Source organism: Terriglobia bacterium (genome assembly GCA_035712365.1).
GTDB lineage: Bacteria > Acidobacteriota > Terriglobia > UBA7540 > UBA7540 > SCRD01.
In genome coordinates this window covers 1-18388 of record DASTAW010000056.1, presented here as the reverse complement: position 1 = coordinate 18388, position 18388 = coordinate 1, and the positions used below count along the sequence as shown (strand labels likewise).

16 protein-coding genes are annotated in these 18388 nt (G+C 57.4%); 6 read left to right on the top strand and 10 right to left on the bottom strand.

Annotated elements, in window-relative coordinates; all coding sequences use genetic code 11:
- The first annotated feature begins 171 nt into the window (after positions 1-171).
- A complete protein-coding gene (gene serC / locus VFQ24_17185; GenBank protein ID HET9180091.1) occupies positions 172-1311 on the top strand; it encodes a 3-phosphoserine/phosphohydroxythreonine transaminase in 1140 nt (379 codons plus the stop codon).
- A 91-nt stretch (positions 1312-1402) separates the two neighbouring features.
- Positions 1403-2980, top strand: coding sequence for a phosphoglycerate dehydrogenase (gene serA, locus VFQ24_17180; protein HET9180090.1), 1578 nt, complete (start codon positions 1403-1405; stop codon positions 2978-2980).
- 96 nt (positions 2981-3076) lie between these two features.
- On the opposite strand, the gene VFQ24_17175 is transcribed toward serA, so the two are convergent.
- The 6 genes from VFQ24_17175 to VFQ24_17150 all read right to left on the bottom strand — a co-directional run bounded on the left by VFQ24_17175 (position 3077) and on the right by VFQ24_17150 (position 8597).
- Positions 3077-3220 (bottom strand): hypothetical protein, encoded by a 144-nt coding sequence (locus tag VFQ24_17175; protein ID HET9180089.1) that lies wholly within the window; start codon positions 3218-3220, stop codon positions 3077-3079.
- A gap of 217 nt (positions 3221-3437) precedes the next feature.
- Positions 3438-4565 (bottom strand): DUF547 domain-containing protein, encoded by a 1128-nt coding sequence (locus tag VFQ24_17170; protein ID HET9180088.1) that lies wholly within the window; start codon positions 4563-4565, stop codon positions 3438-3440.
- Positions 4566-6293: an alpha/beta hydrolase-fold protein gene (locus tag VFQ24_17165; protein ID HET9180087.1), complete on the bottom strand. Its 1728-nt coding sequence runs from the start codon at positions 6291-6293 to the stop codon at positions 4566-4568.
- A gap of 35 nt (positions 6294-6328) precedes the next feature.
- Positions 6329-7096: a hypothetical protein gene (locus VFQ24_17160; GenBank protein ID HET9180086.1), complete on the bottom strand. Its 768-nt coding sequence runs from the start codon at positions 7094-7096 to the stop codon at positions 6329-6331.
- Between the two features lie 361 nt (positions 7097-7457).
- Positions 7458-8054, bottom strand: a complete 597-nt coding sequence (locus VFQ24_17155; GenBank protein ID HET9180085.1) for a c-type cytochrome — start codon at positions 8052-8054, stop codon at positions 7458-7460.
- A gap of 123 nt (positions 8055-8177) precedes the next feature.
- The gene (locus tag VFQ24_17150) at positions 8178-8597 is read right to left on the bottom strand and encodes a hypothetical protein (protein HET9180084.1); all 420 of its coding nucleotides are present in this window, start codon (positions 8595-8597) and stop codon (positions 8178-8180) included.
- Positions 8598-9033: 436 nt separating this feature from the next.
- On the opposite strand from VFQ24_17150, the gene VFQ24_17145 reads away from it, so the two are divergent.
- Together VFQ24_17145 and VFQ24_17140 are read left to right on the top strand one after the other, a co-directional pair.
- Complete coding sequence (locus VFQ24_17145) at positions 9034-10335, top strand: hypothetical protein (GenBank protein ID HET9180083.1); 1302 nt, start codon at positions 9034-9036, stop codon at positions 10333-10335.
- Between the two features lie 254 nt (positions 10336-10589).
- On the top strand, positions 10590-12461 hold the full coding sequence (locus VFQ24_17140; protein HET9180082.1) for an SUMF1/EgtB/PvdO family nonheme iron enzyme: 1872 nt from the start codon (positions 10590-10592) through the stop codon (positions 12459-12461).
- 19 nt (positions 12462-12480) lie between these two features.
- Here the strand turns inward: VFQ24_17140 and VFQ24_17135 are convergent, their stop codons facing one another.
- Positions 12481-13908 carry a C45 family peptidase gene (locus VFQ24_17135; GenBank protein HET9180081.1) on the bottom strand — a complete coding sequence of 476 codons (1428 nt, stop codon included), beginning with the start codon at positions 13906-13908 and terminating at the stop codon, positions 12481-12483.
- Between the two features lie 195 nt (positions 13909-14103).
- Between VFQ24_17135 and VFQ24_17130 the strand changes: the two genes are divergently transcribed.
- Positions 14104-14493: a group 1 truncated hemoglobin gene (locus tag VFQ24_17130; GenBank protein HET9180080.1), complete on the top strand. Its 390-nt coding sequence runs from the start codon at positions 14104-14106 to the stop codon at positions 14491-14493.
- A gap of 74 nt (positions 14494-14567) precedes the next feature.
- On the opposite strand, the gene VFQ24_17125 is transcribed toward VFQ24_17130, so the two are convergent.
- From VFQ24_17125 to VFQ24_17115, 3 genes are all read right to left on the bottom strand, one after another.
- Positions 14568-15338 (bottom strand): glucose 1-dehydrogenase, encoded by a 771-nt coding sequence (locus VFQ24_17125; protein ID HET9180079.1) that lies wholly within the window; start codon positions 15336-15338, stop codon positions 14568-14570.
- A 14-nt stretch (positions 15339-15352) separates the two neighbouring features.
- Positions 15353-16675 (bottom strand): L-fucose:H+ symporter permease, encoded by a 1323-nt coding sequence (gene fucP, locus VFQ24_17120; GenBank protein ID HET9180078.1) that lies wholly within the window; start codon positions 16673-16675, stop codon positions 15353-15355.
- 95 nt (positions 16676-16770) lie between these two features.
- Complete coding sequence (locus VFQ24_17115; protein HET9180077.1) at positions 16771-17622, bottom strand: sugar phosphate isomerase/epimerase; 852 nt, start codon at positions 17620-17622, stop codon at positions 16771-16773.
- Between the two features lie 573 nt (positions 17623-18195).
- Here VFQ24_17115 and VFQ24_17110 point away from each other — a divergent pair.
- Positions 18196-18388 (top strand): helix-turn-helix domain-containing protein (locus VFQ24_17110; protein ID HET9180076.1); only part of this gene is annotated, 193 nt, incomplete at its 3' end.

Below are 18388 nucleotides of genomic sequence, written 5' to 3'. Positions count from 1 at the left end.
TTTCGCGCGGCGGGTGACGTAGAGTACCTTCTTCCTGCAGGCAATGTCGATCTCGTCGCCTTGCTCCAGTGCACGCGGGAAAATTCCATCCGACACCTGCTTGTAAATGGAATGTACCGGGATTTCGGTCTTGTTCCCGGCTTTAGAATGGCCTTGTCAAAGGAGAGTCCAATGTCCACACCTCATGAAGCAAATGCGCCTGCGCATTCATCGGCGATGGCGGCAGGGAGGGTTTTCAACTTCAGTCCGGGGCCGGCCATGCTTCCCGACGCCGTCATGTCCCGCGTGCAGCAGGAGTTCCTGAATTATGGCGGCGTTGGCGCCTCCATCATCGAAATCAGCCATCGCTCCAAAGACTTCATGGCCGTGGTGGATGAGGCCGTTGCGCTTTTTCGAGAACTTGTTTCGCTCCCGGAAAACTATGCAGTGCTTTTCGTACACGGCGGGGCCCGCATGCAGTTTTCCGCGATACCGATGAACCTGGTCGGGCTGAAGCCGGCGCACCGCGCAGCCTACGTTGAAACGGGAGTGTTCTCCGGCACCGCGATCAAGGACGCTGTTCCTTATGGCACCATTGAGACAGTCGCCAGCGGCCGAGGTGACAACTTCGTGCGCATCCCGGAACTGGACATGGGCCGTGTCCCTGCGGACACTTCTTATCTCCACATCACCACCAACAACACAGCCTACGGAACGCGTTGGAACAAGTTTCCCGAAGCTGGTGATATACCCGTGGTCGCCGATACGACTTCAGAGATTTTGTCGCGCGTAATGGATTATTCACGTTTTGGGGTTGTTTATGCGAGCCTCCAGAAGAACCTGGGTCCGGGCGGGACCGCCATCGTCGTCATCCGCAAAGACCTTCTCGGCCACGCCCTGCCAATGACGCCGCCGCTGCTCGATTACGCTGCCGTGGAAAAGGGCCAGTCGCTCATCAATACGCCGAGCACCTTCAACATTTATTTCACTCGTGAAGTTTTGCGCTGGATGAAAGACCTGGGAGGCGTCAGCGAAATGGAACGCCGCAACAATCAGAAGGCCCAACTCCTCTACAGCGCGCTTGACCAGTCGAGTTTTTACAAACCGCTGGTGGACAAAGCGCACCGTTCCACGATGAACGTCACGTTTGACCTGCCTTCGCCAGAGGCGCTGGAAGCATTCCTCAAGCAGGCTGGCCGGCAAGGGCTGTACTCGTTGAAGGGTTACCGAGCGGTCGGGGGAGTGCGCGCTTCAATTTACAACGGTATGCCGCTCGCAGGCGTCGAGGCACTCGTCGCCTTTATGAAAGAGTTTGAGCGATCGCATGGATAGAAACCGCGAGGTCGTCTAAGCGAAAAACCCATCTTGTCGAAGGGAGGGTGGCGCGCCCCGGAGGCTGACCTGATCCTGGCGCGGACACGACATGAAAATCCTGGTTGCGGACAACGTTTCTCTGAAGGCCCTGGAAGTGCTCCAATCGGACGATTCCTGGAACGTCGTTTTCCTGCCCAAGCAGAAAAGCCTCTCCCTGATCGAAGAGATCAAGGACGCCGACGCGCTGGTGGTACGAAGCGCCACCAACGTGAATGCCGACCTGCTGGCGCATGCCAGATGTCTGCGCGCCGTCGGGCGGGCCGGTGTGGGCGTTGATAACGTGGACCTCGAGGCCGCCACAAAGCACGGCATTGTGGTGATGAACACTCCGGGCGGCAGCGCAACCAGCGTTGCGGAGCAGGCGGTTGGATTCCTGGTATCGCTGGCCAGGCGGATTCCACAGGCCGATGCTTCAATGAAACGGGGAGCCTGGGAAAAGAAGAAACTCACCGGCACGGAACTGCGCGGCAAGACGCTGGGGCTGGTCGGACTGGGTCGGATTGGCAGTGAAGTGGCGCGGCTGGCCCGCGCGTTTGAAATGCAGGTGATCGCTTACGACCCTTACGTGCCGTTGCGGCTTGCCCAGGAGCAGGGCGTGAGGCTGGTGAAGTTTGATGAACTGCTGGGCGAAAGCGACTTCATCAGCCTGCACACGGCAGCGACTGCAGAAACCCATCATCTCATTAACGCCGAAACGCTTGCCAAGACGAAGCCGGGCGTTCGCCTCATCAACTGCGCGCGCGGAGAGCTGATCAAGGAAGAAGACCTTCTCCAGGCCCTGGAGAGCGGCCACGTTGCTGGGGCTGCCCTCGACGTGTTTGAAAAGGAACCTCCAACTGATTCCAGGCTGGTGGCGCACCCGAACGTGATCGCTACGCCCCACATCGCGGGATCCACCGACGAAGCGCTCGAAAATGTAGGCATCAGCATCGCCGAGCAGGTTCGGGATTACCTGCGGCTGGGCGTTCCGCGCAACGCCGTCAACATGCCCGCCATCTCTCCTGAAGAGTATAAGAAGCTTGAGCCTTACATCCAGCTCGGGGAGAAACTCGGCGCTTTTGTTGCCCAGATTGCCGGCGAACGCCTGGAAGAGGTGAAGATCAGCTATGACGGCGGGCTGGCTGAACTCAACACCCATCTGGTGAAGAATGCCGTTCTCAAAGGTGTCCTCAGCAAGCCTCTCCTGCATGAGATCAACCTGATCAACGCTGCCTCCCTGGCGCAGGAGCGGGGAATTGAGGTTATCGAGGTCAGAAGCGCGCATCGCGCCGCATATTCAAACTCGTTGGGCATCGCTCTGCGCACGGACGTCGATTCGCCCTCGGTCCTGGGCATGGTGGGAATGCGTGGATTGCGCATCCTTGGCATCAACGAGATCAACATAGAAGCTTCTCTGAAGGGCTTCATCCTGTTTATCCGCAATCAGGACGTGCCGGGCGTGATTGGGCGCGTGGGAACGATTTTGGGCGATAACAAAGTTAATATCGCCAGTTTCGCCCTGGGCAGGAGCCAACAGGCAGGGGAAGCGATTGGCCTGGTCAATATCGATGAGCTGATTTGCCAGGACGTGCTGGATCAAATCCGGGAAGTCCCGGCAGTGCATTTTGCCTGCGTTGTCGAGGTGTAATACGCGCTAGGGATGTGGGCTGCGTTGGTGATTTCAAGCGCGGGCGCCGTTTGGTTCCTCACCAGTTGGCTGGCTCCGCACAAGCGCCGCTTGGTGTTACTCGAGTTCTTCAATCCCAACCAGAAAGTACCTGTACATGCCTTCCCGAAATGGGGTCACTTCGTACCACAGGCGGCATCGCACTTCGCGACGACGATGATGGACGTAAACGCGCCGCTCTTCAGACACTCTCCAAGCCATACTCCACCCCACATGAGAAGAGTTTGCATCAACCGAGCATGCCAGTTGCCAAACATCGCGCCACGGCTTGTTGCTGATCAGGTACGCATATGCCACAGGTAGCTATGGGTGCGAAGGGCCTTTCGCCGGGTGCAAAGCCTTGCGCGGTTAAAAGATCGAAGGGTTTACCGTGGGACGAGTGTCTTCTGCAGGATGGATGCAAGCAAGCAATCACTTTTCAAGTCTTGTCGCCGACGCGCGCTTGAGCGCGGACTTTACGGACTGTTGAGTACACCCCGAAAATGATCATCGCCAGGACGAAGGCATAAACCCACGCTGGGATGTTGCGCCCCACGATGAGCAGATAAAGATAGGCGGAGATGAAGAAGAAGGAAGCCGCCAGGACAGGCAGAGTGATGGATTTCTTTCGGCGCAGGTTGCTGATGATCCAGCCGACGCAAACAGTAAAGAATGGAATGGCGCCCAAATAGATCCCGGCGAAGATGGCAGGATTGACGTTGTATTTCCGCCCCAGGTTTCGAGACCAGTTGCGAAACCAGTTCTTCAGCCAATTGATGCCCAACTGAAATGACGAGTAGCCCTTACCCCGGCCGGATTGATCATTCAAGCCCCAGTGGTAAGTTTCGAAGCGGATGGCGAACTTGCCGTCTCTGAGTTTGTCCATGGCAGCCGGCGGGCCGAACTTAAGCAGGAAACCGTGAAATCCGCCCGGATATGCATCGAAATCCGATCGATACCATTTGAAGATTGGACTCACGCTCACCAGGCGCCTTTCCGGATAAAAATTGTTAAGCGCAGAATTGGCCAGCCACTCGCGCACGTTGGCATCCAATTGCTCGTCCAGCCTTCCGGGCAAGTAGGCTTCGCGCCTGAGCGGCGGACAACTGCGCGCAGCGCATACCAGCGCGGCATGAATCCTGGGATCTTTCATCTCGCGAAGGCGGGATTCGATCTCATCCAGCGAGACCGATTCTCCGGCCAGGCGAAAACGCCGCGCCTTGAAGGGGCTTGGCGTGTCCCAGATGCTTTGCACCGGATAATTTTCGACAATCCACTCCATCGTCATTGAGTTGTAGGCGTTGATCAGGAGCGCTTTTTTCTCATCCGCCGATAGTTTCTGCGATCCAGGCTGGCCGAGGCTTGCAACGAACTCGTGGAGCTTTTTCCCATCATGCTGTTTCAACTTTGTGTAATCGACCAGATGTTGCTGATTGACATACTGATGCAGGATTTCGTCCCACGGCGCCAGATCGACTTTTGGCAGCATGCTGGGCGGCATGAGGACGAAAAGGGCAAGCATGACGGCGGTCAGTTTCACGGAACAGTTGTTTTGCGATCTATCCACCTACTTATAATGCCACTCTTTAAGGTTCGCATCGGCGGGCGCGTTGGCTGCGACGTGGCCAGCCATGATGCGGACCATGTTCTCCTGGGTGGTTGACTGCCAGCCATGACCTTTCTCGGGCCGCCCGTACTCGAACTTCCCGTCGTAGTAAGGGTTGGTCGTACTTTCCAGGAACTTTTCCAGGTCGTAACACGCCAGGTTCAGGTAATAGGTGTCCATATCGCCCACGTCGATGTGGATTTTTCCCACCAGGCTGGCGCCGATTTTTGACCAGTTCCGCCGCAGATATTGCGTGAGATCATAGCCGTGATCGCGCATGTAGTCGGCTACGTTATGGTCGATTTCGCCTGTGCGCTTGTCCCAAAGCGGTTTGGGATAGCCGTCCGCGCCGACGGGTCCGTACACCGCTTCCCAGGCTTCGAGTTGTTGGCCGGAGCGGCCATGGCTGCCCAGCACGTCCTCGAGCTGGCTTTCCTGCTGGACGGTTGTGGTTACCTGCCCATCGGTTTCGCGGCTGAGCGGTCTGATCGCCCGCAGCCAGCGGCGGCCCGGCGCAAAAAAGGCATTGTCATCACTGTAGATGTCGATGAGCTGATCGTGCGTGAAGTGCACCGGATCGGGATAGAGCGTCCATGTGCCGCCAAAAAATTCCGGGTGAAAGACCTGGAGCGCCAGCGATTCCCATCCTCCCGTCGATCCGCCGGTCAGCACGCGGGCGTAGGGTTTGCGGATAATCCGAAAATGCGTTTCGACGTAGGGAATCAGTTCCGTCATGAGGGCGTCGCCGTACGGCCCATTGTTGGCAGAGTTCACCGCATAGGAGTCGTCGAAAAACGGTGTGGGATGCTGGAAAGTGACGGCGATCATCCGGGGGAAACCGGCGGAGTTCCAGGCTTTGTAAAATTGGTAGCCGGTCTCAATGTTGTAAGAACGGAGGATGTTCTCCACGCGCCCGGACACATCTTTATCGGCGGTGGAGAAGCTGAACGCGGGCCCCAGGCCGAAGTGCCCCTGCTCGTAGATCACCGGATAGTAGCTTTCAGGGTGGGAGTCGTAGCCCCTGGGCAGCAGCACGACCGCACCCTGGTAGATGGGACGGCCCCAGAACCTGCTGAGCAATTTGCTCTGGATTTTGATGCGCTTCACCCACGCCGTATCCGCCGGGACGTTCACCGGCGGGATTACCTGCGTCAGGCTCAGCTTGATGTCAAAACCCGCAGCGGGATCCAGATGGACGCGCTCAACCTTGCTGTAAAGATTGCCCGGTGCGCTGTTGAACTGCTGTCCCTCCCACTGGTCCATGTGCGCCCAGATGGCATGGCCATCGGAGCGATGGAACTCTGAATAGACATTGACCAGCGCTTGCACATAGTAGTCACCTGACGGCACCTCCCTCAAGCTGCGTGTTGGGAAGCCAAGTGTGCTTGCGTTGATGACGACCGTCTGCCCCGGTTTGAGCCGGCTGACATCAACACCGAAAAACGGCGGGTGACTGCCCCACGACCCAACCTGCAACCGCGGCTCGGGATCCTGATCATCGGAAAGCATCACGTAGACGCGTCCGGTAATGGGCTTGCTGTGGACCCCCGCGGGAAAAGAAATCTCAAACTCCAACCCGGGCGTTGCAGCTCTTGCTCTGCTGAAGGCGGCAAGACTCGAAACGGCCACGGCAAGCACGGCCAGGCGGACCGTCCAGCGAGCGTCGCGAAATGCGGTTGGGCAATCCATGGACTTCTCCTTTGCGCCAGCGGATCTTTGCAGGGCTAATCGTCCCCGGCGGACTTTGGTCCCCAGGTCCAGTAGAGTCCGAGGTAGGCATAGTTTTCGGTCTGTCCGGCGATGCTGTGGCCGTAAGCGAACAGAAGTTGAAAACCGGGATTCCGGAAGTAGTAGTAGCCTCCCAGATCGACCATGGTGGCGGGGCGCGGGCTCGGCGTCCCCTGCCCTTCGGGGCCATGGTAGAAGACTTCTCCTCCGAGTGTCCACTTCTTGCCAAAATCTCTCTGAAGCAACCATCCGCTGAATGGATAATCCCGCGCGCCCGGAGCGTGGTTGATCACCACACCGCCGCCACCGTAGGTGGTCCAGGGGTCAAAGCTTTTCTGAATCCAGATCGGAATACGCGCCCATAATTGGCCAACGCCCAGGCCGCGGTCGGCGTTTCCTGTCGGCATTTCAAGCATTGTAAACGTGCCAACCATCGGGCGATGCCTGGTTTCTGGAACAAAGCGGTATTTGATTCCCGTCTCGATGTCGCCCATGCCAAACGCCGCCGGCCCGTCCGATGGAAATGCCGCCGCGGCGGGAACAATCAAATGAAGCTGCACGTTGGGAACTGCTCCCCAATTGAGTTCCACTGCGGGCCCCAGCGTGTCTGTTTCAAGCCGCGTGGAGCCGGCAGAGGAGAAAGTGTAGAACTCATAGTGTTTGTATGGGACGGGTTCGGGGTCGTCGGTCTGGAACGGAGGCCCGGCGAGCAACGCCCTCGGGCAAGCCACCAGCAGGAGTGAAAGCAGAAAGTAAAATTTCATGACTGCTCAAAGAAGAGCTCTCCAATCCGCGCCTTGACACGCTTTTTTGCACCCTTCATCGCTTTGAGGCCTGATGAAGCGGTCCCGGTATAACCAGAAAACCGATGCGAGTTGCTTTGAAAAAATCTCCAGGGCGGCTGGCGACCTTCCCGGGGATTAACCCGGCAATGCAAGCGTTACCCGCCCAGCACCTGGTGCATTTCCTTCCCGAGGAGGCAGGGGACCGGAAGCAGAGAGATAAACGCTGTGAACCCCGGATATGATTGTACCTGCGCTCGAGGCGTGCCTCCCAGCTATTTTTGATATTCGAGGTTTATTTCATGCGGCAATTCGGTTATCGCATTTTGGACCAGGGCAAAGTTTACCTGTGGCCTACGGTCGCGCTCTGGCCCGGTCCGGCTATCGGCCCGCCTGAGGGCGCTGGTTCGGTCTTGCCTTCCAGCTCGGCCCTCACGGCGGGCGGCAGATTTCTGGCGTTCGCCAAAAACTGGCTAAGTTGCAGGATCTGTTGTTCGGTGAGTGAATCTTTAAAACCGGGCATTCCTGTCAGGCGGACACCGTTCTTCACTTTCCAATAAGCCTTAGGGCTGGCGGGGTGGTAAGGCTGGTTCGCATCGTACGTGACGGGCTGGCCGAGCCTGAAAAATTGCGGCGGATGAGGATACATCCCTTTTGAAATGGGCGTTTGAGGCGTGCTTGGGAGACCGTGGCATACTGCGCAATTTTCACGATACAGATTCGCGCCGCTTTGGAGATCGGCCCCAGCCGGCGGCGCAGTGTCAACTTTGGGGACATCATGCGACAGAGTTGCGCGCATGGCAAGCTTGGCGAAAAAGCGCTCAAAGGGAAGAGGCGAGGCGGATGCCGAAACCGGTGCGTAACCGGAACGAAGATAGACGTATAATGCCGTCGGAACCAGAACGATTCCTGCTAGGAATACAAACAGGTATTTCTTCATCTTGAAACTTGTCCTTCGCACATCCTGACAGAGAGCCCATGAATAACAAGCTGAAGTCGATACAGCGTCCGGCGATGCTCGCCTGCGGCTGTTTTGATCAGCCCCCGAACAGGGCAGGAGTATTCAGCGCCCTTCCATGATTACATCGTAACGCGCCTGGCACTTAACGCTCGGCCAGTAGTTGACAGTTTTGCTCAAGCCTTTGGCATTGACTGCGAATACCAGCGGGGGGTTATGGACTCTGTCGGGCAGGCCCACAAAACGCGCTTTGCCCTCGCTATTGGTCCCGACCTTCAAATCCATTTTCTTGATTCCCATAAAACCATAGGATATCTTCACCGAGATCTCGGCATTGTACAGCGGCCGGTTGCTGCTCTGGCTGACTGTGAAGTCCACGGTACAGGGACCCAGGTTCGCATTAACCTGCGGAACCGGGACGGGCTGTTGCGAGGCGCACATCCCCGGGGCCAGCAGCAGGCTGAGTGACATCACCACGATCGTGTGTCGCAGCAGTCGATTTCTTCTGATCGAGTTCAAGGGCATCGCTTGGAACCTCGTTTGAGAATTGGCTCGAGTCATCAGGCGCCTTATTTTCAGATTCACTTGTGTCCTCCCGAGTTGCCGCATGATGTTCGTCCGCGTATTCACCGGTCAGGCTGATAGTCCGTTATAATAGACCCTCGGGGAGAAATCTGGCCATGCCTGGGCTTGAGGTTCACCTTTGGCCGCAGGGCCGTCCGCTCGAGCGCGAAAGCGTTGCCGAAGTCTGGGCGCGCGCGCTATGCGGGGCCCCGGCGACCAGTTTCTGATTCCCGCAGGCAACCGCCACAGCGTTGGGAACCGCGGATCCAACCACCGCCTGCTGGTTTTATGGATACAGGCGCCACTGAGGCTTGCCGGCGCGAGCGGTGGAGGGGATTGACGGTCTCCGCCGCCATTCTCGTGACAAGAGAAAACTTCAACCGGACTGGAAGAGGATTTGTCTTTTCAACCCGATTTACTTGGCAATAAATCCGTAGCAGCAGGAATCGGAGTTATCAGAACGGCATCGATCGCGGTGCTCGTTATCATTCTCGTCATCCTGGCGCTCATCGGAGTATTCGGGGCCATCGTGCATTTTGGCGACCACCGGGAGGTGGTCCTGCCCAATCCGTCGGGTCCCTACGCTGTTGGCCGGGCGATTTTTGACTGGACGGACCCGAAGCGCGAGGACCCGTACTCCTCCGCCATTGGAAAACACCGGGAGTTGATGGTGTGGCTCTGGTATCCCGCCGCCGCTTCACGGCAATCGAAATCTGCTGAATACATCCCCTCGGCCTGGGCAGCTCAACTGCCCTGGCGGCCTGTGACGATTCCGGGACGTGTCCGGGTCCACGCGATTACTGACGCTCCCATCGCCTCAACGCGCCAAGCCTACCCCGTCCTGGTGTTTTCCACCGGCCACGGCAATCTGCCCAGCGACTACACCACCTTGATCGAAGACATCGTAAGTCATGGCTACGTAGTCCTGGGGATTACCAGCACTTACAGCGCGCCGGTTGTGCGGTTTCCGGACGGCCGAGTGGCCAGCCATCTTGCTGAAGCATCGTTCCCGCGTGGATCCGAGCAGGCTATCCGGTCGGCGGGCGATCGCATGGTGAAAGTGTGGGCGGCGGACATTCGGTTTGCAATTGGCAGCCTGGCGCAGATGAATTCAGATTCGAGCAACCGGTTCTACGGGCGGTTCGACCTTGCGAGACTTGGAATTTTCGGACAGTCATTTGGAGGCGCCGCAGCCGCGCAAGCGTGCTCGACGGACCCGCGCTGCAAGGCCGCCGCGGACATCGACGGAAATCTGTTTGGGGATGTTCGGGCTGAACACATCAAGGAGCCCTTCCTGTTTATCTTGAGTGACTGGACCCTGCGTGCTCCCTGGCTGCAGCGGGCACTTTCCAGTACTTCGGTGAAGAGATTTCAGGAGCAGGAGGCTGACTTGGACCAGGAAACCCATGACGCCTGCAGGGACTCCGCGAACTGCTGGACGGCGCACATAACCGGAACGCGAGATTTTAACTTCACGGACCTGGCAGTTCTCTACAGCCCGGGAATGGGAATGATGGGCTACCTTGGACCTGTCAATGGAGCCAGGGGCCTTGCCGAAACATCGTCGTGCGTGCTGCACTTTTTTGACAATGTGCTGAACGCGCCGTCTGCAAACCTGTCACATGAAAGCACCGCGCCGGGCTGCAGCTATCAACCTCTTGGCGAGTCTCCGGCGAGCATGCAGAGTGTGGAGTATTGAAGGGCCCATCAGCGATTTCCATTTGCATTTCTGACCGGCGCGCGTCACCCCTTTAAATTCGACATCGCTCGCGATATTCCAGCACCGTAATCAGCAAAAATCGTGCTTGCCCTTCTCGGCCCACCGATCGGAGCCCCTGTGCGTGTTCCTCTTTATCAGGCTATCTTCCACATCCGTCGTCTCTGCGGTATGATTCACGCGGCGTGCGAAGGGCATAATTCCTTGCTACAGGAGATGGAAAGCCAGGAGGGTTGATGGAAAGACGAAATTTCCTTAAGGGTTCAGTCCTCGGGGCAGGGACTCTCATGTCGGGCCTTCGCCGCGCGAGCGGCAATAAAGGCGCCGCGGCTGGGCTGCAAACGCGGGTGCCGGCGGATGCTTCATCCGGCGGGTTGATTGAAGTGCCCGGCATGAGCTACGAGGTGATCGACAGCCTGACCAAGGTTCCTGTCAGCGTCACCCTCGTCAAGTTCCTCATTGCTCCAAAGGAACTGACACAGCGCGAATTTGAAGCCGTTATGGGCTACAATCCGTCGTTCCAAAAAGGTGCTGATCTTCCCGTTGAGACGGTAAGCTGGTGGGAGGCCATCCGTTATTGCAACCTGCGGAGCCTGCGCGAAAACCTTGAACCCTGCTACAAGCTGGAAACTGGCTCTTGTGAAGCCGGCCGGAACGGCTATCGCCTTCCCACCGACGCCGAGTGGAGCCACGCCGCGGGCCCTATTGCTGAATTGAAAGGCAAGACTGCCGCGGCCAACCTTGGAACCTCGGATACGAAGAACTTGGCGCGCCTGAGCGAAGAATTACAGACTTCGGGTACGAAGCCGGTGGGGAGCTACTCTCCCAACCAGTTTGGCCTGTTTGACATGTTCGGCAACGTTTGGGAATGGACCAGTGATTATTTCAATCCTGAAAGCACCCCGCAGGGTTCATACAATCCTGCCGGCCCGCTGCGAGGATTGGCGCGCATTGTTCGCGGCGGATCATTCATCAGCACTACTTCCGAATGGGCACGGGGATACCGGTCGTCCATCGAACCTGGTTACAAGAGCCGATTCACAGGTTTTCGTGTATGCCGCACGGCCGAACCCCGGCCTCGTTTGCCGCAGTCGCAGCAATCGCCCGACTGGTTCAAGCCGTACAATAGCCCACCCGCCGGTTACGAATCGTCGATTGGCAGCCTGTCATCACTTGTTGCCGGAATCGGCTCAGTTGCGGAATGGAAACCCCGGCGCGAAGCTATCCTTGCAAAATGGCTCAAACTGCTTGGCTCGATGGAAACGAGCTCCCCATCACCTCAGGCACGGCTGGTGGAAACAGTGAAAGACCAGAACTACACTGCGCGCCTCATGTATCTTCAAGTGGAACCGGATTGGTGGGAAAAGGTTCTGGTAATGATGCCGGCAAGCAATCTTCAACGCCCGCGCCCGGTGGTGATTGTTCCCTTCTATGACGTGGACACTCCGGCTGGCCGAAACCTGTCGGGGCGCAGTTTCCTGGGCATGGGTGTCGATTCCTACGCGTACACGGCGGTGCAAAAGGGATACATTTCGGTGGCTATTCGGTGGTTTGGCGAGAGCTACGGTGAGTGGTATTCAGAAGCCGTCGCCAACCTGAAACTGCGCCATCCAAACTGCACCGGTCTTGGCAAGTGGGTGTGGGATGCGCAGCGACTGGTTGATTACCTCTACTCGCTGCCGGAGGTCGACCGCGACCATATCGGCATCATCGGGCATTCGCTCGGTGGCAAAATGGCGCTTTATGCGGCGGCTTTTGAGCCGCGAATTACCTCCGTGGTCTCTAACGAGCCGGGCGTTGGCTTATCGTTTTCGAATTATGATGACTACTGGTATTTCGGCGATTTCATTGACAAAGCGGAGAAAGGGACGGATCAGCACGAACTCATCGGGCTGATTGCCCCCAGGCCGTTTCTACTGATTGGCGGCGACACTTACGACACCGCCAAAAGCTGGTACTACATTAATGCCGCGCGACAAGTTTACAATCTGTACGGCAAGCCTGAAAACATCGGTTACTTCAACCATCACAAAGGCCACATGCCCACGCCGGAAGCCGTGTGGCGGGCTATGGAATGGCTGGCGCACTTCCTTGGATCGCAGCGCTGACCTGGCCCGGATGGAATTCTCAGGTTGAAGTTGAGAACAGGGTCCAGGGTTTTGAAGGCATGTCCCGAAGCAGCGGCGCCTCCCAGTTGAACTCCGGATGCTTTTTCAAGTGCTCGGCAGCGTTAAAGTCGATCCCGCAGCAATGGCCCGCCGATGCGGAAAGCGCCATCTTTTCGATCATGGCTGCGTCCGCGCCTTTATTTTGCACGGCGCCTGCGATGCCATAGGGCGGCTGCCACGTGCCCGATCCGCGCGGCGACAGATCGACGTGGCCGCACAGCGTGCGTTCGCTGGGGTCCTCTTTCTTCGCGAATGAATCGTAGTGGTCGCCCATGAATTTCTGGGCCATCGCCATGTCGATTTTCCCTTTGTTTTCGGCCATCAACTGCTTCCAGCGCACATGCCGCGCGTTGGCGCTGTTGCTCATGTCGTTCAGGTCGAAGTTGGTTTCCTCACTGGCGAGCTTGGGGCTGACGGGGAAGTTCGATCCCACAAAGAAGCCATCCTTGGTGCGCCACAGGTTCACGTTTTTCAGCCCCAGTTCCAGGTCCGCGACTTCATTGGTCTTGTGATCGGCGATCAGCCAGTTGTTGGCATAGCCTCCGTTGTTGCCCGTTTTCATGATCCGCACGTAATCGTCAATGGAACTCGAATACTGCATGCCTTTGCGAGCGCGCACGAATTCCGGAATGCCCGAGGGATCGTAGCCGGAAAAGCCGGAGATGGTGGTTTCCGTAATGGTGATTCCCGTGGAATTAATGCCGAAATCGTCGCCGCTGTGGATGAAACCTGGGAACCCGTCCATCAACATCCGGTAACCATGTGAGGGAGCGATGTCATAGATGATCGTCCAACGCTCGCCGTCCAGGTATCCCGTCCAGCAGTTGTGGGCAATGACGATTTTGCCGTCCTTCGTGTAGCTGCCGGTGGCGGCAAAGGCGCTGCAATGTTCGGGAGCCGCGAGATCAGCCGACGTCTCGTCCTTATGCGTCTTGTCATACTCCTTCATGTAGTAGTCCCACTCCATGGAAGCGTTCAGCGCAACCACGTCCCAGAGGTCGAGCTTGCTGCCCCGGGCCCGCAAGCCGTCGGCAATGCCCTGAAGTTCCTCGCGATATTCGGCCTCGATTTTTGGCCAAAGCATGCTTTTCGCGGCGCCTCGATAAAAATCCCAGCCGCACTTTCTGTTGTGGGTCTGCTGAAGGATGGTGACCTTGGTGGCGTCTTCGATCCTGTCTGCCAGCAAGTAGCCGTGCTGATATCCTATCTCCGCGGGTGTGCCCTCAAGGTGCACAAATGTCCATCCATTTCTCTCCGGGCTGCGGAACGCTCCCTTCAGGCGCGCATCCGGCGCAGGCGGTTGCTTGGCTGATTTGCAGGAAATGTCCAGCAGCAGGGCCCCGCCGACGCCGGCCAGAGAACCCTTGATGAATGCTCGTCGATGCATGCTTTCCTCCAATAATCCAGGCAGTGCAGGTAGAGTACCACTCATTGTGCTTCCAGGAAAAGCAGGAAAAGGGGTGACGTAAAGGCATGACAGTGGCTTTGGAACCGACGGACCCGCGGCTCGCTTACGGCGGCCTGCTTGACACGCCCTTCGGCTTGGGCAAACATCTTGAGGATCAGAAAGGGGCGTGACCGCATGGAATCCGCTGCACAAAAACCAGGGAGCACACTCTACGAACGGCTGGGCGGCTACGATGGCATCGCGGCAATTATCGATGAATTTCTCCGGCGCATGCGGGCCGATCCCATGTTTGCCCGCTTTGGGGGCGGCCGCAGCCTTGATTCTGTCCGGCGCGGGCGCGAGTTGCTGGTGGGCCAGATGTGCGCCCTCTCGGGAGGGCCGTGCGTATATACCGGCCGCGACATGAAGACGTCCCACGGCGGTCTTGGCATCACAACCGTTGAGTGGCAAGCGAGCATCCGGCACGCCGACGCTGCTCTCGACCACTTCAAGGCTCCCGCCAACGAGAAGCAGGAATTTCTCGCGCTGATTGAGCGGTACAGACACGACGTTGTGGAAGCGTAAGAAACCCTGGGCGCTGGCGGGAATTCGGGAGAAGAGCCTTTGTACCAGGTATGAAACCGTTCCAGGCGCGTGTGCTACCGGGCCGTCCAGCCCCCGTCAATAAGAATCGTGTGCCCGGTGACCAACGACGCCGCGGGAGATGCCAGAAAAACCACCGCTCCCGTGACGTCCATCGGGTCGCCGATCCGGTGCAGAGCTGCGATGCGTTCGATGGTGTCGGCGCGGAATGCCGGGTCTCGAAGCGCTTCTTCAGTGCCGGGCGTAAAAACGAATGTGGGAGCAATGGCGTTCACCGTAATGTTGTGTTTTCCCCATTCGACGGCCAGGCACTTGGTGAGGTGTGCAATGGCGGCCTTGGTGGTGCAGTAGATCGATTCGGTAGGCAGGGCCACAAACCCAGCCTGCGAGCTCATGTTGATGATGCGGCCGCGCTGTTGGCGGATCATCACACGCCCTGCAGCCTGGCTGGCAAAGAATGTGCCCTTCACATTGACCGCCATGGTGTAATCAAAGTCTTCTTCGGTGAACTCCTCGGCCGGATTTCCCGGCGCCACTCCGGCGTTGTTCACCAGAATGTCCAGCCGGCCAAAGTGCGCCACAGCCTCTTCTACGGCGCTGGAAATCTGGTCAAGGTGCGCCATATCCATCTGCAAGGCGAGTGCCCGGCGTCCCATGGCCGCTATTTCATTGACGAGATCGGATCCTGTGCTGCGGTCACGGAGCCCAAGCGCCACGTCCGCGCCCGCATTCGCCATTGCCAGCGATATGGCGCGCCCCAGACCTCGTGCTGCGCCGGTCACCAGGGCGACCTGGCCATTCAAATCAAATCTCGGAAATCCGTTCATGCTTGACGCTTCCTTCACAGCGCTGCCGTTTCTGAAACCGCGGCACTCTGAATAGGGGACACGCGCATCCTGGACCCATAGTACGCGTAATGCGTGACCACGGCATAGCAGACCAGCGGAACGACCATGGCGATGGCCATGCTGTGCCAGAGTTCATACAGGAGTCCCATGGCCGGCGGCGCTGCGGCCCCACCTACAATCGCCATAACGATGAACGATCCGCCGAGCTTGGTGTTCGCGCCGAGGCCTTTGATGCCAAGCGCATAGATAGTGGGGAACATTAAAGACATAAAGAAGCTGGTCAGGAACATGGCTCCCACTCCCACCCAGCCCGGAAACAGAACGCCCACTGCCACCAGCCCTATGTTGACAATCCCATATACTCCCATCAGCCTGTTGGGCCGGAAAAACTTCATCAGGTAAGTAGCCACAAATCTGCCAACGCCGAACGCCACGAGGCTCCCGGTCAGCAGATAGCCGGCAACTTTTTCGGGTTGATGGGTGTAGTCCTGGATGTATTGAATCAGGAAGCTCCAGGTTCCCACTTGCGCGCCAACGTAGAAGAACTGCGCCGACACACCCTGAAGAAAATGCGGGTAATGCAGCAGATCGCTCAGCTTTCCCTTATCGCGCGAATCTTTTCTTTCTGCTTCCTCTTTGATCTGCGGAAACTTTGTGCGCAGGATGAGAATCGCCATCACCCAGACGACAACTCCAAGAACGATGTAAGGATGAACGACCCGCAACGTTTCACTTTTCAAATAGGCGGCGAGCGTGCCCTGCGCTTTCAGCGCGCCGATCTGCTGCGTGCTCAATTCGATTCCCGAAAAAATAAAGACGGTGCCAATCAAGGCTCCCGTGATCGAACCCAGTGGGTTAAACGATTGCGACAGGTTCAGGCGCTGCTCGGAACTTCGCGGGTCGCCCAGCACGGCGATAAAAGTGTTCGAGCCGGTTTCCAGAAAGGAAAGACCGCTCGCTATGACGAACAGAGCAAACAGGAAAAATCCATAGCTCCCGACGATGGCCGCGGGCCAAAACAGAAACGCGCCCGAGCCAAAAAGAAGCAGCCCCGTCACCAGGCCCGCCTTGTATCCAAATCTCCTCATCAGAAAGGCGGCAGGCATGGCGAGGCAGAAATAGCCCAGGTAAAATGCCGATTGCACCAGCCCGGCCTGAAGGCGGGTGATTTGAAACGACGTCATGAACTGCTTGATGAGAATGTCATTAAGGTTGTTGGGAATTCCCCAGAGAAAGAACAGCGACGTGACCAGGACAAAAGGCAGCGTGTTTCCAGGGGAGAATAATGGTGGACGCTTGTTCGTGTGAGATGTCATGTTCGTGTTTCAAGTCCGCAGCGGCGCAAAGGGTGCAGCGCCAGCGGATTTGGATTTCTTTGAATGCCTCGATGAATTGGATTGGGAGCAACGCTTCAGGCGCGCAGTTTGCGATACTCCTGGAGGCATAAATCCACGGTTTTCATTTCGGAGTATCGGCTGCCTTCCTGCTCAATCAGGTAATATTCAACGCCACCCACGCTCTCTGCGGCTGCGAAAATCTTCTTCCACGGGGCCACTCCTTCGCTGAAGAGCACCTTATAGCCCCCTTTGGGAGACCAGTTCTTGAGATGGAGAGAACGAATTCGGCCGGGATTTTTTCTGATCCACGCCACAGGATCATTGCCGGTCTCTAGGCACGTACCCACGTCGAGCTGCAACATAATGCTCTTGTCGGTATTCGCGGCGAGCACTTCGATCGGTTTCTGGCCGTCCACCGGTTTCCACTCGAGATCGTGGTTGTGATAGCCCGCGTGCAAGCCGCGGGCCGCCATCGTATGGTTTGCTGTGTCCAGCGTCTCCGCCACTCGCTTCCAACCGTCAAGGGTAGCAACCTCGCCGGCCGACGCCATCACGATGTAGCGCGTGCCTAGAATGTTGTTCAGTTCCATCGCCTTCCCGATTCCCTCCGGTGTGAAGGACTTCGGGTCGTTGTGCGTCGAGTAGCAGCGGATGCCCAGGCTGTCCATTTCGCGGCGAACCTTCCTGGCATCGCTCGGCGTCCAATCGTAATACGGCGAATAGAATTCCACGCACTGGTACCCCATTTTGGCAACCTGCCTGACCGTTCCGGCCAGATCTTTTTCCAGATCGTTGCGGACCGAATAAAGCTCCAGCCCGATCGGGATGTGCTTCGCGGCCGCCGCGGCCGCTGCCGCCGCACCCAGCGGAGCCGCCGCAAAAGATGCCAGAAAAGAGCGACGTGAAAAGGCGTTATTCTTTTTCATGGTAGCCACACAATACCACAACAGCCGAAATTCCATTACACGAAAAGAGGGGCTATGTGCGGCCCGGACAGCCCTCGAAGATTCGTCAGGAGCGGTAAGCGCGCGTGAATTTTCGTCCGACGAGACGAATGCTCTGGCGGTTGCACTCGAGATGCGGTGAAAAAAGAGTTCCTAAATGCTGTCAGGGACGAAATTTTTCTTGACAAGGATGCCGTTTGGCCCTATATATCGTGGTTAGGCAGGCACAGGGATACAAGATATTGACCCCTGTGCGTGGAGTTTGAAAGTCCAAAGGGAAGGAGGTCTATGGCCGCTAAGAAGAAGGCAAAATCCAAGGCAAAAAAGAAATAAGGGAAAGTCACCAGCAGTTTGGTCCTCCAGGCCCGCCTTTCTTCCTAGGCGGGCTTGGTGCTTTCAGGGCATTTTTTTGGACGCATGCAACTGAACAATGGGTCAGGAGGCGAGGCCAATCCCTGGTCTCCGGCTGCTTGTTCAGTGGAAGCGGTAGCGATCTAGTGTTGCGCAATGTAATTGCATTGACTTATGTCGCAAATTGACGTATCGTGCTCGATTATGTCACGACGAGCACCCACGATTGAACTAACCTGCAAAGAGCGAGCGACGTTGGAGACCGTCATCCATTCTCCTTCTGCTGCCCAGCGGGACGCGCTGCGCGCCCGCATCATCCTGCTGGCGGCTGAGGGCCAGCAGAACGACCATATCCAACAGGCGCTGGGAGTGTCGAAGCCTGTGGTCATCAAATGGC